This window comes from Marinobacter pelagius (assembly GCF_900114925.1).
In the GTDB taxonomy this organism is placed as follows: Bacteria; Pseudomonadota; Gammaproteobacteria; order Pseudomonadales; family Oleiphilaceae; genus Marinobacter; species Marinobacter pelagius.
Genome location: NZ_FOUR01000002.1, coordinates 134185 through 149891 on the forward strand (window position 1 = coordinate 134185; position 15707 = coordinate 149891).

Genomic DNA, 15707 nt, shown 5'->3' on the forward strand with positions numbered 1-15707 from the left:
AAGTCATCGATAAACTGTGGAAGCGCCAGTGAATAGCACCTCTCTTGAATCTGCAATCGCCGAATGGACAGCGATCCTGGGTAAGTCAGGAGTACGTTCGGAAGATATAGCAGATGTTGGTGTATCAACCATAGGCGCAAAACGCTCTATTCCCGCCGTGCTGCAGCCACAAAGTCCGGAGCAGGTCGCGGAGATTCTCAAGGTCGCGCAACAATACAAAGTCGCCGTTTATCCCGTAAGCACAGGCAATAATTGGGGGTACGGCAGCGCTAACCCTGTCGAAGACAATTGCGTCATTCTTGATCTCGGCGGCCTTGACCGTATTTCCGATTTCGATCCTGACATGGGCGTTGTCACTATCGAGCCCGGTGTAACCCAGAGTGCCCTTCGAAGCTTTCTGGATGATCATGGTGGCAATTATCTTGTTCCGGTAACCGGCGCTGGCCCCACCTGCAGCATTCTTGGTAATGCGCTCGAACGGGGTTATGGCATCACGCCAATCACTGACCATTTTGCAGCGGTAACAAAAATTGAAGCGATCCTGCCCGACGGAACCCTTTACCGGACAGCGCTCAGTGAACTTGGTGGGGGCGAAGTAGACGGCCTTTTCAAATGGGGCGTTGGACCCTATCTCGACGGGCTTTTCAGCCAGGGGAATTTTGGGGTGGTAGTGAAGATGACCATCGCCCTCGCACCGGCGCCCGAAACAACCACTGCATTTTTCTTTTCCACAAAAGACGACGCCAAACTGGAAGCGCTGGTGCCCACTGTCAAGGCGGTGTTGCGAGCCCTTGGCGGCTCCGTTGTGGCAATTAACCTGCTTAACAGCCAGCGCATGCTCTCGATGATGACGCCCTTTCCCGAAGACAAGGCTATTGACGGCGTTCTACCCGCTCAAGAAGTTGAACACCTCGCGCAAACTCACGGAGTCCCCGCCTGGAGCGGGGTTGGCGCAATTTATGCGTCAAAGGAAGTGAGCCGGGCAGCCCGACGCACGCTCCGGCGGCTACTCGGCCCAGTGACCGACCGCCTCATCTTTATCAATCAGAGCAGAGTCAATACAGCCCGGAGCATTGCCCGCGTGCTACCGGGCAAACTGGGCACACGAATCAAGGGGATGGCGGATACGCTCTCGGGAGCACTGGAGATCATGCATGGCACCCCCAATGAAGTCGCGCTCGCGCTGGCTTATTGGCGCTCGGGCGATCTGCCCGGGCCCGGGCAACCGAAAAACCCGGCACGGGATGGCTGTGGGCTGATCTGGTTCGCGCCGCTGGTTCCAATGAGAGGAAAAGATGCCCGTCGATATGTCGACATGATTGAACGGATCTGTCCGCAGTATGGAGTCAATCCTCTGATCACACTGACGACCCTGAATGATCGCTGCTTCGACTCTACCGTCCCGCTGCTCTTTGATCGCAAGGATAAAAATGCCACAGAGCAGGCCAAGGCCTGTTATCGGGCCTTGTTTGAAGCGGGTCAAAAGGAGGGTTTTCTTCCCTACCGTCTCAACATTGATGCAATGGATTCCCTGCAGACCGATGGCTCTGCTTTCTTCAGGTTTGCCAGTCAACTGAAAGCTTCAGTTGACCCAAATTCCATCCTGGCACCCGGACGTTACGTGCCCAGGTTCAAGCGTTCCGAGGTCTGATGAGATGTAACCTCGATACACCCGTAAGATGCCGCCGGTCAAGGATCAGGGTAGAGCGTCAGCTCCCCGCGACGTCCGGCATCTCAGCTCCCTGAACGGGAACAATGAGGACCTTATAATGCAGACAGGCTTTAACCTCCAGCATGAATCAGGGAACACAAAGAACCAGAAAACTCCTGAAAATCTGAGTACGATTTTCAACTCGGTCTTCAAGGTCGAGTTGGCAACATCTACCGAAGCCATCAACGAAGTCTATGAAATTCGATACCAGGTTTACTGCATCGACCGGCCTTTCGAAGACCCCAATTGCTTCGCAGATAAACGTGAACACGATGCCTACGACCCAAGATCTGCTCACGCCCTGATCCGACACCGCCTGACAGGACACGGGATTGCCGCCGTTCGTCTTGTTATGGCGGGTGACACCCCTGACCAGGCAGACTTCCCCATGGAAGGTCCATGCGTGGATAGAATGGACCAGCGTGCACGGGACGCAATTGCCCGGGCACCCCGCAAACAGATTGCAGAAATATCACGTATGGCGGTAAGCCGGGAATTTCGACGGCGCCTGAATGAGGGCAAGTTCCCAGCCGGCGTCAGCGATCTTGCTTGTTACGCGGATACGGAAAATGGGAAACGCGCCGTACCCTATATAAGCCTGGGGCTCTTCGCTGCCATTCTCCGGATGTCGGTCAAACATCGAATCACCCATTGGATGGCTGTGATGGAACCGGCGCAGCTGCGCCTGTTGAAACGATTTGGTGTGGAGTTTGATCACGTTGGGCCCGTGCTGGAGTATCACGGCCTCCGCCGCCCTGCCTTCACTGAGGCCGCGTCGTTGATTGAGGGAATAAAAAGGCGTCGTCCGGATGTGTGGTCACTGATTACCGAAGGTGGCAAGTATCTGCCAGAAAAACCGAATACATATTAAAAGAGCCCCCGCCTTTCGGCGGGGGCTCTTTTTTTCTACGCTGTTGCGAACTTGCATTACTGGTCAACCGTTATGACCTTACAGCTTTTTTCCTGCGTGACAGGCCAAGTCCGGCAAGTCCGAGTCCCAGCAGTGCCAAAGTGCCAGGTTCGGGGACCTCCGTAGCCGTGATGCGGAACTTGGTATTGAAATTGTTCGTCTGATCTTCGAGGGTCAAGAGTCCCACGCATCCGGGGTCAGCCCCTGCTGCCTTACAGGCGTCATCCGCCAGAACGGAAAGGCCTATCACTTCAAGGAGCACCGTATATTTATAGTCATCGAGAACGAATGAAGAAGCGAACTCGAAGCCGCCTGAACCATTCGGGACAGCACCCAGAGCGTCGAAATTATCAATAGTGAAAATATCGTCGCAGGTGGACACTGAATCATCCACACAGGTTCCACTTCTGTTCAGCGACTCATTAAAGAAACTCAAAAATGTCGTAGATGTTGGAGGGAGTCCAGGGCCCGGAGGTGCTGCGGGAGTCAAGGTCAGCGTTGAAGTGAGATCAAAGCTGGCCAGTGCGGCGCCACGATAATCCAAAACATTGTTGGTGTGGCTGAATACCCCGCCATCCACTGCGTCCCCATTGGTGAACAGACCACCGGTATCATCGACATCAGTGATGGAGATTGACGACTGGGGGTCAGTTATACCCCAAGACAGGGTACGGTTCGAGTCAGACGCATCCACAGTGCCAAGTCCTTCCGTCTGAGTCCAGTTGGAAAATTCGCTTTCCACCTTATAACCCCATTCGGTGATCAGCACCGCGCTGGCGGATTGCGCGCCAAGTACACAGGGCAAAATCAGAGATGGTAAAAGTGCACGTTTAAGAGAGATTTTCATGGTTTATTCCTCCTTGAGTATCGACGTTGAAGGCCAGAACTTCAGCAAGCGCATCAACGGTGTACTTGGTATTGCATCATCCATGCCGTTTACCCGATATCGACATATTTCAATTGGTTAAAGCCGACATTTATTTGTTGCAGAGGGGTAGGTGTAAGAATCTTCGACATTGAGGGCAAGCAAATGCATCGCCTTGCGCGCCATGTATTTTTTTGCGGAGCAAATAAGGGCGAACAACACTATTTGAAGGGAACCCTTTATAGCGTTCCAAAATAAGAAAGCCATGCAACACTAGTCCGCCCTCTGGATTCGTAAATCAGGCTGACATCAAACCCTTGTTCCATCTTTCAGTTCAGAAGCTGTTTCGCGTCCTCCACCCACTGACCCTTGTTATCCATTGCAATCGCGCGTTTCACTTCCTCTCTTCCCAGGCCTTGCTCACCAGAAGCAATCAACGCCGCGCCAAGGTGGTACCTTATTGTTGCGTTACCCGGCTCCAGCTCCGCAGCCTTACCAAGATTCATGAGCGCGGCCCGGGCATCCCCCGACAGGTGGAGAGCCCAACCAAGGGTGTCCAGATACCTGGCGTTCTCTCCACTGGCCTCCACAGCCCTTCTGGCCAATCCAACGGCGGCTTCATAGTCACCCAACTGCATTCGCAGGGTCGCCAGGTTGTTCAGTCCGGCGGCGTGTTGGGGAGCAATGTCCAGTAATTGCTCATAAGCAGCAATAGCCTCTTCCGTGCTCTCCGCTACTTCCAGCCGGGAAGCGTAAAGAAAATTGAAATGGGGATCGTCGGGATTTAACGCCAGCAACCTTTTTGCAGTCTCAACCGCATCATCCGCCTGACCAGCGCGGGCCTGGGAAGCCAGCAGGCTCCTGAGAATTCGCGGGTCTCTGGCGTTTAGGTTGTCTGCGGACTTCAGCCAGGCAACCGCTTGCCGATACTGGCCTGACGCGGCCAGCAGATTACCCAGACGGAAATGAATATAGGGGGACTCCGGGAAACGTTCGCTCGCCTCTTCGAGGGTCGATATACCCTTTTCCACATCACCCTGGGCCACCTGGAGTTCGGAAAGAAATGTGTAAACCGATTGATCCGCGGTATTATTTTCAGTCAGTTGCTGCAGAATTTTGATGGCCTTGCCAGGGTCTCCCCCATCGCGGTGGTAAGTAGCAATGCGTTTCTGAATCGTCACTTTGCTGGTACCCAGTTCCGCTGACTGTCGCAGGTAAGGCAGCGCCCGCTCGAGTTCGCCACGGTCAAGATGAACTTCCGCCATTTCATTCAACGCTGCCAGCCAATCAGGGTGCTCTTTCAGTACTCCTGTCGCAGTTTCCAGAGCCGTATCCAGCTTGCCTGCCTCCCGCTGGGCCATAGCAAGGCCAAGAAGGCCTTCCCGTGAATTCGGATTATCCTGCAGCCATCTCCGGTAACTTTTTTCTGCACGCTCCGGAGCGTTACTCTGCAACTGGGCGGTGGCAAGAATCAGCCAGGCTTCCGCTGGCACAGTGTCTGCGGCTTCAATTCTTGGCTGCAGTACTCTTATGGTCTCCTGGTAGGCATTCCGCTCATTGAGGAGCCGGCCAAGGTTTACGGCCACACCAAGATAGGACTCCGGTGTGCCCTCCAGCCCTCGGCGCAGGTGGAATATAGCCTGATCGTTGTTTCCACGATATTCATTGAGCAGGCCAAGCCGCTGGTGTGCTATTCGGTTGTTGTTGTTGTCCAACTCCACCGCTCGATTCAACGCACTCTCGGCGTCCTCAAGCTGCTCGGCTTCCATCAGAGCGATGCCCAGTTTGGCCCAGAGTTCCGGGAGGTTTTCGTTCAGGTCGACACCTTTACGAAACGCTTCAGCGGCTTTGCCGGGCTCTTCCTGGTAGAGATGAACCGTACCCAATACTTCGTAGGCCAAAACAGAATTCGGATTCTGCCCAAGCACTTTTCTGGCACGGGCTTTCAGCTCCTCAAAACGCCCCTCCCGGAGCATTTTTTTCAGTCCGGGAAACTGTTCAGACTCCAGCCGTACCTGACTATAGACTGCGCCATTATCAGTCTTCGAATCAGCCATGGACTCTGGTGATATGGGTATACCTTGCACGATACCGTAGGGTGCGAGGAGAAAAGGTAACAACGCGGATAGATAAAAACGGCGGGAAAGACTCACGATTGACTCCTTCAATCGACAAAAGCCAGGGGTACAGAGTACCCCTGGCTTTTGTTATCAACAACTCATGGTATAGAGCTCATTGCTTGCGGCGACGGAACGCGCCCATGCTCAGCAAACCAAGGCCCATCAGGCCCAGGGTCCCCGGCTCGGGAACTTTGGATACTTCGCCCGTAACCGTAATACGATCGGTTTCCCGGGCAATTGATGCGCCATCTACCAACCCATCCATGGTGAAATCATGAACGCCAGAGTTAATCCCTGTAAAGGTCACGTCAAACTCGAAAATACGGGCAACACTGCGGTCATAGCTGCCGGTTGCGGTAGCACCTGAACAGGAACCTGTGTCTGCGGAAACGCACTCCACACTGACACCGACGCCAGGCCCGGAAGTGCCAAGATCGTCAACAGTGACCTCACTGTAGTTCAAGAAGGCATCGCCAACGCCAGCCAGGATGTCATTTACCAGGTCGTCAGTGTCGAGACCGGAGCTGCTGACAATGCTACCTCCAGAGTGGTCAGACAATTCTTGAACACTTATTCCTGACAAGCTAGTCATACCACCGTAGTCAATTCCAATGAAGGTCGCACCGGAGGTATCAAGGGCGTCCTTGGCATCGGCGAGGGTCGAGCCGTCTGATTCCTTGAAGGTGGCATCACCCAGAGCAATGATGAAGCGGGATGAACCAGGACGCCAGCTTGCGCCAAGGGCAGCTTCTTTCGTTGCATGGATACCCTCCTCAGGGAAGTCTCCACCGCCACCGCCGTCATAGAGGTTAATGCCATTCAGATTTGAGATAGCGGTCGCTGTGTCAGTCGTCAGGTCATGTTTGACACCCACAGACCCAGGCTCACTGTAGTAGCCAAAACCAGTGGCCAGATCACCAAAGCTTGCGAGGCCATTAAGGATATCGCCTGCCGCCGCTTTTGCCTGGTTAATTTGCGCCCCCATACTGCCTGAGGTGTCGATGAGGAACATCACATCCACAATGCCGCTCGATGGTGCGCCTTCATCGACCGTCACTGTTTTTCGGATAGTTACACTCTCTCCCGGTGCCAGCGTATCTTCATAAGAGAGAGGATCAATGGAATCAGCGGAGGCTGACGCAGTCCAGATTCCCGCAGAGGCAACGCAGACCCCGAGGGCCACGCGTACTGTTTTTTTCATTCTGGCAAACATCTGGTGTTCTCCTTGTCATCTCGGAATAACCGTGTGAGGCGGCTTCCGACGTCCTGAAGTTTTAGGTGCCGAAGGAAGAGAAACACGACAAGAAACTCTTCCTTCCACCCAGGCTGAAGCGAAATCCTTGCCAGCCACTCAGAATCAGATGTTTTTCAGATGCTTATTATCCCCTTAAAACCGCTACCAGAAGCAACATGTAAATTTACTCAACACCCGGCACCCTCACCCAACCTTCCATCAGAATCCGCGCACTGCGGCTCATGATGGCTTTCGTCGCGGTCCACTGACCATTCACTTCCTTCGCCTCAGCGCCCACACGCAGAGTTCCGGAGGGGTGGCCGAAGGTTACGTGGGTGCGATCACCGCCGCCTGCGGCCAGATTGACCAGTGTGCCCGGGACTGCCGATGCAGTCGCAATCGCCACTGCTGCAGTACCCATCATGGCGTGATGGAGCTTGCCCATGGACAGGGCGCGTACCAGTACGTCGATATCACTGGCGGTGATTTTCTTGCCGCTGGAAGCCACGTAGTCCACCGGTTTGGCGACGAAGGCCACCTTGGGGGTGTGCTGACGGTTGGCCGCCTCGCTCACGTCCTGGATCAGGCCCATCTTCACCGCGCCGTGGGCACGGATGGTTTCGAACATCTCCAGCGCCTTCGGATCGCTGTTGATATCGTCCTGCAGCTCGGTGCCCTTGTAGCCGATGTCTTCAGCGTTGATGAAGATGGTCGGGATGCCGGCGTTGATCATGGTGGCTTTCAGGGTGCCCACACCAGGCACGTCCAGGTCATCCACCACATTGCCGGTGGGGAACATGGCGCCTTCGCCATCGGCCGGGTCCATGAATTCGATCTGGACTTCCGCCGCCGGGAAGGTGACGCCGTCCAGCTCGAAATCACCGGTTTCCTGTACTTCACCGTTGGTGATGGGTATGTGGGCAACGATGGTCTTTTTGATGTTGGCCTGCCAGATACGGACGGTGCAGATACCGTTCTCCGGGATCCGCTCTTTGGCCACGAAACCGCCGTTGATGGCAAACGCGCCTACGGCTGCAGTCAGGTTGCCGCAGTTGCCGCTCCAGTCCACGAACGGCTTGTCGATGGAGACCTGACCGAACAGGTAGTCTACATCGTGATCCGGCTGGGTGGGCGCGGCCAGGATGACGGTCTTGCTGGTGCTGGAGGTGGCGCCGCCCATACCGTCGGTCTGTTTCTGGTAGGGATCGGGACTGCCGATTACCCGCAGCAGCAGCTTGTCCCGGGCTTCACCGGGAACCTGGGCGGCTTCGGGCAGGTCCTGCAGGCGGAAGAACACGCCTTTGCTGGTGCCGCCACGCATGTAGGTGGCGGGGACTTTGATCTGGGGAGCATGGGTCATGGTTTTGCTCTCTGTATCCGTGAAGGTGGGGGCTGGTCATGAACATGGGGTCAGAAGAACGCTTTCTTCTGACCCCTTTCTTGGGCGCTGAACTCGGAGTCTGTGAACCCGGGGTCAGATGAAAGCCTTCATCTGACCCCTATTTCAAAGTTGGGGTCTGACCCCTCGGGGTCAGACCCCGTGTTCACTCACTCACGCCGCCCCTTCAGACTCCAGGAAGTCCTGGGCGAAGCGCTGCAGCACGCCACCGGCCTTGTAGATGGAGACCTCTTCCGCGGTATCCAGTCGGCAGATCACGGGCACGTGTTCGGTGCTGCCGTTCTTGCGGTGGATGACCAGGGTCAGCTCGGCGCGCGGGGCCGGGGTGCCTTCCACGTCGTAGGTTTCGGTGCCATCCAGGGCCAGTGTCTTGCGGGTGGTGCCTTCCTCGAACTGCAGAGGCATTACACCCATGCCCACCAGGTTGGTGCGGTGAATCCGCTCGAAACCTTCGGCCACGATCGCTTCCACGCCAGCCAGGGCAACGCCCTTGGCGGCCCAGTCACGGGAGGAACCCTGCCCGTAGTCGGCGCCAGCGATGATGATCAGTGGCTGCTTGCGTTCCATGTAGGTTTCGATGGCTTCCCACATGCGCGTATCTTTGCCTTCCGGCTCGATCCGGGCCAGGGAGCCCTGCTTCACGTTGCCATTTTCATCCGTCACCATCTCGTTGAACAGTTTCGGGTTCGCGAAAGTGGCTCGCTGGGCGGTCAGGTGGTCACCACGGTGAGTCGCGTAGGAGTTGAAGTCCTCCTCCGGCAGGCCCATCTTCGCCAGGTATTCACCCGCTGCGCTGTTCGCCAGGATCGCGTTGGACGGCGACAGGTGGTCGGTAGTGATGTTGTCCGGCAGGATCGCCAGCGGGCGCATGCCCTTGAGGGACTTCTCACCAGCCAGGGCACCTTCCCAGTATGGCGGGCGGCGGATATAGGTGCTCTGCGGGCGCCACTCGTACAGCGGGCTGCTGGCAGCCTGGGCTTCCTTGGTGACGTCGAACATAGGAATGTAGGTCTGGCGGAACTGCTCCGGCTTGACCGACTGCTTCACGATGGCGTCGATTTCCTCGTCGCTCGGCCAGATGTCCTTCAGGGTGATGGGGTTGCCATCCTTGTCGTAACCCAAGGCATCCTTCTCGATGTCGAAACGGATGGTGCCGGCAATGGCGTAGGCAACCACCAGCGGCGGTGACGCCAGGAACGCCTGCTTGGCGTAAGGGTGAATCCGGCCATCAAAGTTACGGTTGCCGGACAGTACCGCAGTGGAATACAGGTCCCGATCGATGATTTCCTGCTGGATCTTCGGATCCAGGGCCCCACTCATGCCGTTACAGGTGGTACAGGCAAAGGCCACCACGCCGAAACCGAGGTTTTCCAGCTCGGGCAGCAGGTGAGCGTCTTCCAGATACATTTTCACCGTCTTGGAACCCGGTGCCAGGGAGGTCTTCACCCAGGGCTTACGGGTCAGGCCCAGCTTGTTGGCGTTACGGGCAATCAGGCCGGCCGCCACCATGTTGCGCGGGTTGGAGGTGTTGGTACAGCTGGTGATGGCCGCGATGATGACCGCGCCATCCGGCATTTTGCCCTCTTCCAGTTCCCAGTCGCCGGCGATGCCGCGCTTGGCCAGCTCGGAAGTCGGCAGGTGCGCGTGCGGGTTGGACGGGCCAGCCAGGGTGCGGGTGACCTTGGACAGGTCGAACTTCAGCACCCGCTCATACTCTGCATTCTTCAGGCTGTCGGCCCACAGACCGGTTTCCCTGGCGTATTTCTCCACCAGGGCAATCTGGTCGTCTTCGCGGCCGGTCAGCTTCAGGTAGTCGATGGTCTGGCCGTCAATGTAAAACATGGCGGCGGTGGCGCCGTATTCCGGCGTCATGTTAGAGATGGTGGCGCGATCACCCACGGTCAGGCTGTCGGCGCCCTCGCCGTAGAATTCCAGGTAAGCGCCAACCACCCGCTCCTTGCGCAGGAACTCGGTCAGGGCCAGCACCATGTCGGTACTGGTAATGCCAGGCTGGAGCTTGCCCGCGAGTTCGACACCCACGATGTCCGGCAGGCGCATCATGGAAGCGCGGCCGAGCATGACGCTTTCGGCTTCCAGGCCGCCCACGCCAACGGAGATTACCCCCAGGGCATCAACCATCGGGGTGTGGCTGTCGGTACCGACACAGGTATCCGGGAACGCAACACCATCACGTGCCTGAACCACCGGAGACATCTTCTCCAGGTTGATCTGGTGCATGATGCCGTTGCCCGGCGGGATCACGTCCACGTTCTTGAACGCGGTCTTGGTCCAGTTGATGAAGTGGAAACGGTCGTCGTTGCGGCGGTCTTCGATCTGACGGTTCTTCTCGAAGGCATCCTTCTCGAAACCGGCGTGCTCAACGGCCAGGGAGTGGTCCACGATCAGCTGGGTGGGAACCACCGGGTTGACCTTGGCGGGATCCCCGCCCTTCTCGGCGATGGCATCACGCAGACCGGCCAGGTCCACCAGGGCGGTCTGGCCCAGGATGTCATGGCACACCACGCGGGCGGGATACCACGGGAAGTCCAGGTCCCGCTTGCGCTCGATCAGCTGCTTCAGGGAGTCGGTCAGCACCGCCGGATCGCAGCGGCGAACCAGCTGCTCGGCCAGGATGCGGGAGGTGTACGGGAGTTTGTCATAGGCGCCGGGCTGGATGTCTTCGACCGCCTGGCGGGTGTCGAAGTAGTCCAGATCGGAGCCCGGAAGTTGTTTGCGGTATTCAGTGTTCATGGTCGGCGGCTCAAATTTGTGAAGGTGGGGTCTGACCCCGTTCGGGGGTCAGACCCCTTAACCAGAATATTGGTGCTGGGGTCTGAAGTCGGGGTCTGACCCCGAATGGGGTCAGACCCCATTTTCACCTCTTAATCGCGCTGATCAATCGGCAGCCACTCAGCATGCTCCGGACCGGTGTAGTCCGCGCTCGGGCGAATGATCCGGTTGTTGGCGCGCTGCTCTTTCACGTGAGCGGTCCAGCCGGACACCCGGGACATCACGAAGATCGGGGTGAACAGTTCAGTCGGGATGCCCATGAAGTGATAGGCGGAGGCGTGGAAGAAGTCGGCGTTACAGAACAGCTTCTTCTCGCGCCACATGACTTCCTCGCAGCGGACGGAAACCGGGTACAGCACGGTGTCGCCCACTTCCTCGGCCAGCTTCTCGGACCACTTCTTGATGATGGCGTTGCGCGGATCGGATTCGCTGTAGACCGCGTGGCCGAAGCCCATGATCTTTTCCTTGCGCTCCAGCATGCCCATCAGGCCCTTCTCTGCCTCGTCCGGAGTCTGGAACTTCTGGATCAGTGCCATGGCCGCCTCGTTGGCACCACCGTGCAGCGGGCCACGCAGGGAACCGATGGCACCGGTCACGCAGCTGTGGATGTCGGACAGCGTTGACGCACAGACGCGGGCGGTGAAGGTGGAGGCGTTGAACTCGTGCTCCGCATACAGGATCAGGGAGACATTCATCACGCGCTCATGCAGCTCGCTCGGCTTCTTGCCGTGCAGCAACTCCAGGAAGACACCACCGATGGAGTCACTTTCGGTGTTGGCGGTCTCGATGCGGACGCCTTCGTGAACGAAGCGGTACCAGTAGGTGATGATGGCCGGGAACACCGCCAGCATGCGGTCGATCTTGTCGTCCTGCTCGCTGAAGTCCTGCTCGGTCTCCAGGTTACCCAGCATGGAACAGCCGGTACGCATCACGTCCATCGGGTGTGCGTCCTTGGGGATCTGCTCGAGTACGGTTTTCAGCGCTTCAGGCAATTCGCGCAGGCTCACGAGCTTCTTCTTGTAGGCATCCAGCTCCTGCTGGTTCGGCAGCTTGCCGCGCAGCAGCAGGTAGGCCACTTCCTCGAACTGGGCGTTGTTGGCCAGATCGGTAATGTCGTAACCACGGTAGGTCAGGCCGGTACCGGACTTGCCTACGGTACACAGGGCAGTTTCACCGGCAACCTGGCCACGCAGGCCGGCGCCACCGAGTTTCTTTGCTTCAGCCATTGTTGTTCTCCCTCGTTCTCATCTTGATCTTGAAGATGGGGTCAGATGAAGGCTTTCATCAGACCCCGAGTTCATGACCCCGACTTCGTCTTCAGCCCTTGGTCTGTTTAAACAGCTGGTCCAGCTTCTGCTCGAAGTCGTGGTAGTTCAGGAAATCGTACAGTTCCATCCGGGTCTGCATCAGGTCAACCACGTCTTTCTGGTCGCCCTTCTCCAGAATGTTCTGGTAAACGGTCAGGGCGGCCTTGTTCATGGCGCGGAAGGCGCTGAGCGGGTACAGGACCATGCCGGCACCAGCGTCAGCCAGCTCTTTCTTGTTGTAGAGCGGGGTTGCGCCGAATTCGGTGATGTTGGCCAGGATGGGCACATCCAGCGCCTCGGCGAAGGCCTTGTAGTCGTCCAGCTCGTGTACCGCTTCGGCGAAAATGCCGTCGGCACCGGCTTCGATGCAGGCCTTGGCGCGATCGATCGCCGCTTCCAGACCTTCCTTCTGGAAGGCATCGGTACGGGCCATGATGAAGAAATCGTCGTCCTGGCGCGCGTCAACGGCGGCCTTGATGCGGTCGACCATTTCTTCCTTGGACACGATTTCCTTGTTCGGGCGGTGGCCACAGCGTTTCTGGGCAACCTGGTCCTCAATATGGACCGCGGCGGCCCCGGCACGTTCCATCTCGCGGATGGTGCGGGCGATGTTGAACGCACCCCCCCAACCGGTGTCGATATCCACCAGCAGCGGCAGCTCGGTGGCGGCGGTAATCCGGCGCACATCCTCGACCACGTCATTCATGGTGGTCATGCCCAGGTCCGGCAGACCATAGGAAGCGTTAGCCACACCACCACCGGACAGGTAGATGGCCTGGTGGCCGACTTTCTCCGCCATCATCGCGGCGTAGGCATTGATGGTACCCACAATCTGCAGGGGCTGGTTGTCTTTCAGGGCCTTGCGGAAGCGGGCTCCCGGGGAGAGTTTGTTGGACATGGTGTTGGCCTCGTCTGGTTCACAAATTTTCTGTTGGGTTCGTGAAGGTGGGGTCTGACCCCGTTCGGGGTCAGACCCCTTTAAATCGTCAGGACGCCTTCCTCGATCTTCTTCTCGATGTTTATGCGAGCAGCATTAATGTGTCGTTTCATCAGGAATTCGGCGAGCTCTCCATCCCTCTGGGCGATGGCCTCGACGATACGGCGGTGTTCGCGGAGCGCCAGGTGCGGGCGCCCGGCGGAAGTGCTCAGTCGGTACCGGTACATCCGGACCATGTAGTAAAGGTCACCCAGCAGCATCTGGGCAAGCTTGGCGTTGCGGCTGCCGGTAGCAATTCTGTGGTGAAAATCGTAATCCCCTTCGGCCTGGTAATAGGCCTGGCCCTGGGCTTGCTCGATCATCTTCTCGTGGCTGTCCAGGGTCGCCTGCAGTTCGGCGATTTCCTCGTCGGTCATCCGTTCGGCAGCCTGGCGAGCCGCGAGCCCCTCCATTACCTCACGAATACGGTACAGCTCCAGCAATTCGGCGGCACTGACCGAAACCACCTTCACGCCCGCATGGGGGCGACGTACCAGAAGGCCGCGGGATTCCAGGCGGCCAAGGGCTTCCCGCAACGGCCCACGGGTCAGATTGAACCGGGAACAGAGCTCGACTTCACCGATCTTCTCGCCGGGAGCAAGCTCGCCCGTGACGATGGCCGTTTGTAAACAATCAAACGCTTCGTCGGCTCGGGTCTGGGATTGGAGAGTAGCTTCAGCCATGGCTTGTCAACAATAGTTACTGGAATGAGCACAAATTTACGCCCAGATCCATTTATTGTCAACAAAATACCCGAGACCGAAGCTCGATTGTTAACATATCCATGAATTCTAATAAAGTTTCCGGTCTCCAGGGGCAGGCGGGAAATACTGGTAAAACCAGGTTTCGGTGATAGGCTCGCCCTTCAGGCTCAGATATAGCCGCACCTCGATCGGATCCTCGGATTCATCCGGCACCAGATCAAACATGGCCCGATAACCGTCGATTGCTGACAAGGGCCGTGCCGAGGTGATCTCCACCCTGCCCCGGCTGACAGAGATTTCCGGAATGACCTCGGCTTCCTCCGCCAGCATCCGCAGCGGGCCACCGGCAAAATCGACCACAAATCGCCAGGAGAAATACTTCCGCTCCTGCCCGACCACGCCGCCCAGGCCGGTCCGGGTTGCTGCGACCGAAGCAAGTTCGTAGGGCCGAACCGGTGCCTGCTCCCCCCAATGAAGCCGGTAGGAAAACAGATATTCCCGACCCGCCTCCAGAGGCCGCTCGGGGTGCCAGAAGGCCACGATGTTGTCGAAGGTTTCATCGACGGTGGGAATCTCCACCAGGTCAATGCTGCCTTTACCCCAGCTCTCCCGGGGTTCGACCCAGACACTGGGCCTGCGATCGTAAAACACCCCATCGTCCTGGTAGTGGTCGAAGTTCCGATCGCGCTGGAGCAAGCCAAAGCCCCGGGGGTCCTGATCGGCGAAACTGCTGAACCCCAGCCGCCGGGGATTCCTCAACGGGCGCCATAGCCACTCTCCGGCTCCGGTCAGCATGGCCAGACCGTCAGAGTCATGAATCTCCGGCCGCCAGTCGTAGTCCATCCGCTTACTGTTCTCGCCGACCTGGTACATGCTGGTCAAAGGCGCTATCCCGACCCGGTCCATCTGTTTGCGGGGGTACAACGCAACATCCACATCCATGACCAGGTTACGCCCCGGGTCGATCGTGAAGGCATAGGCTCCTGTCGTACTCGGCGAATCCAGCAGCGCCCACACCCTCAGCACCCGTTGACCTTCGGCCGGCCGCTCCAGCCAGAAAGCGGTGAACCTCGGGAATTCCTCTTCTTTACCAGTCCCCGTGTCGATGGCCAGGCCCCGGGCCGAGATGCCGTACTGCATTTCCGCACCGACTGCCCGGAAATAGCTCGCACCAAGGAAGGAGGCCACATCCAGCTGGAAATTCGTATGGTAGTGAACACGGAAGCCGGCGAATCCCAGGTCCGGGGGAAGATCCCCGAGCGGCCGTTCGCCTTCATAGTCAAAGTAATCCGGGTTGTAGGCCAGCTCCCTGGCCTTGCCGTCCCGCACTTCATGGATGCTGACCGGCGCCAGGAAAAACAGGCCCAGGTGAAATAACTGGACCTGGAAGGAAGACTCCGTCCCATTCCACAAGGCATGGTCTTCCCGGAACCGGATCGCCTGATAGTCATCCCAGGAGAGGTTCTTCAGAACGTCGGGGATCTCCCCTTCGTGATCCTGGTAGGGTTGATTGGCCAGATTTCGTGCCTGCCCCTTGAGCCAGGCATAGCTGAACGGTGTTCCTTCAGCCCCGCCGGATACGCCCGCCTCCTCGGACGCCGCGAACACCAGCGGCGGCAGGCTGTAGCTTCCCGCAGTTGCCAGCAACACCTTGAGCAAGGTTCTCCTGTCCACAACATTCTCCTCCCGTG

11 protein-coding genes are annotated in these 15707 nt (G+C 57.8%); 2 read left to right on the plus strand and 9 right to left on the minus strand.

Going from position 1 to position 15707, the window contains the following annotated elements; genetic code table 11:
- The first annotated feature begins 28 nt into the window (after window positions 1-28).
- Window positions 29-1651, plus strand: coding sequence for an FAD-binding oxidoreductase (locus BM254_RS04720; RefSeq protein ID WP_091999520.1), 1623 nt, complete (start codon window positions 29-31; stop codon window positions 1649-1651).
- A 118-nt stretch (window positions 1652-1769) separates the two neighbouring features.
- On the plus strand, window positions 1770-2582 hold the full coding sequence (locus BM254_RS04725) for a PEP-CTERM/exosortase system-associated acyltransferase (RefSeq protein WP_092000725.1): 813 nt from the start codon (window positions 1770-1772) through the stop codon (window positions 2580-2582).
- Window positions 2583-2652: 70 nt separating this feature from the next.
- On the opposite strand, the gene BM254_RS04730 is transcribed toward BM254_RS04725, so the two are convergent.
- The 9 genes from BM254_RS04730 to BM254_RS04770 all read right to left on the minus strand — a co-directional run bounded on the left by BM254_RS04730 (window position 2653) and on the right by BM254_RS04770 (window position 15690).
- The gene (locus BM254_RS04730; protein ID WP_091999523.1) at window positions 2653-3468 is read right to left on the minus strand and encodes a THxN family PEP-CTERM protein; all 816 of its coding nucleotides are present in this window, start codon (window positions 3466-3468) and stop codon (window positions 2653-2655) included.
- Between the two features lie 347 nt (window positions 3469-3815).
- Window positions 3816-5543, minus strand: coding sequence for a tetratricopeptide repeat protein (locus BM254_RS04735; RefSeq protein ID WP_139227023.1), 1728 nt, complete (start codon window positions 5541-5543; stop codon window positions 3816-3818).
- 175 nt (window positions 5544-5718) lie between these two features.
- The gene (locus BM254_RS04740; protein WP_092000728.1) at window positions 5719-6819 is read right to left on the minus strand and encodes a PEP-CTERM sorting domain-containing protein; all 1101 of its coding nucleotides are present in this window, start codon (window positions 6817-6819) and stop codon (window positions 5719-5721) included.
- 205 nt (window positions 6820-7024) lie between these two features.
- Entirely contained in the window at window positions 7025-8200 is a 1176-nt protein-coding gene (gene prpF, locus BM254_RS04745) for a 2-methylaconitate cis-trans isomerase PrpF (protein WP_091999529.1), read from the minus strand.
- Window positions 8201-8392: 192 nt separating this feature from the next.
- Window positions 8393-10990: a Fe/S-dependent 2-methylisocitrate dehydratase AcnD gene (gene acnD / locus BM254_RS04750; RefSeq protein ID WP_091999531.1), complete on the minus strand. Its 2598-nt coding sequence runs from the start codon at window positions 10988-10990 to the stop codon at window positions 8393-8395.
- 131 nt (window positions 10991-11121) lie between these two features.
- Window positions 11122-12255, minus strand: coding sequence for a bifunctional 2-methylcitrate synthase/citrate synthase (gene prpC, locus BM254_RS04755; protein ID WP_091999534.1), 1134 nt, complete (start codon window positions 12253-12255; stop codon window positions 11122-11124).
- Window positions 12256-12346: 91 nt separating this feature from the next.
- Entirely contained in the window at window positions 12347-13234 is an 888-nt protein-coding gene (gene prpB, locus BM254_RS04760; RefSeq protein WP_091999536.1) for a methylisocitrate lyase, read from the minus strand.
- A gap of 80 nt (window positions 13235-13314) precedes the next feature.
- Window positions 13315-13995, minus strand: coding sequence for a GntR family transcriptional regulator (locus tag BM254_RS04765; protein WP_091999539.1), 681 nt, complete (start codon window positions 13993-13995; stop codon window positions 13315-13317).
- Window positions 13996-14103: 108 nt separating this feature from the next.
- Entirely contained in the window at window positions 14104-15690 is a 1587-nt protein-coding gene (locus BM254_RS04770) for an OpgD/OpgG family glucan biosynthesis protein (RefSeq protein WP_091999542.1), read from the minus strand.
- Window positions 15691-15707 lie beyond the last annotated feature (17 nt).

What these genes read in the sequence shown, in the direction of transcription:
- BM254_RS04735 (WP_139227023.1), bottom strand. Translation starts at nt 5,543, where the DNA reads ATGGCTGATTCGAAGACTGATAATGGCGCAGTCTATAGTCAGGTACGG.
- prpC (WP_091999534.1), bottom strand. Translation starts at nt 12,255, where the DNA reads ATGGCTGAAGCAAAGAAACTCGGTGGCGCCGGCCTGCGTGGCCAGGTT.
- BM254_RS04725 (WP_092000725.1), top strand. Translation starts at nt 1,770, where the DNA reads ATGCAGACAGGCTTTAACCTCCAGCATGAATCAGGGAACACAAAGAAC.
- BM254_RS04740 (WP_092000728.1), bottom strand. Translation starts at nt 6,819, where the DNA reads ATGTTTGCCAGAATGAAAAAAACAGTACGCGTGGCCCTCGGGGTCTGC.
- prpF (WP_091999529.1), bottom strand. Translation starts at nt 8,200, where the DNA reads ATGACCCATGCTCCCCAGATCAAAGTCCCCGCCACCTACATGCGTGGC.
- BM254_RS04730 (WP_091999523.1), bottom strand. Translation starts at nt 3,468, where the DNA reads ATGAAAATCTCTCTTAAACGTGCACTTTTACCATCTCTGATTTTGCCC.
- BM254_RS04765 (WP_091999539.1), bottom strand. Translation starts at nt 13,995, where the DNA reads ATGGCTGAAGCTACTCTCCAATCCCAGACCCGAGCCGACGAAGCGTTT.
- prpB (WP_091999536.1), bottom strand. Translation starts at nt 13,234, where the DNA reads ATGTCCAACAAACTCTCCCCGGGAGCCCGCTTCCGCAAGGCCCTGAAA.
- acnD (WP_091999531.1), bottom strand. Translation starts at nt 10,990, where the DNA reads ATGAACACTGAATACCGCAAACAACTTCCGGGCTCCGATCTGGACTAC.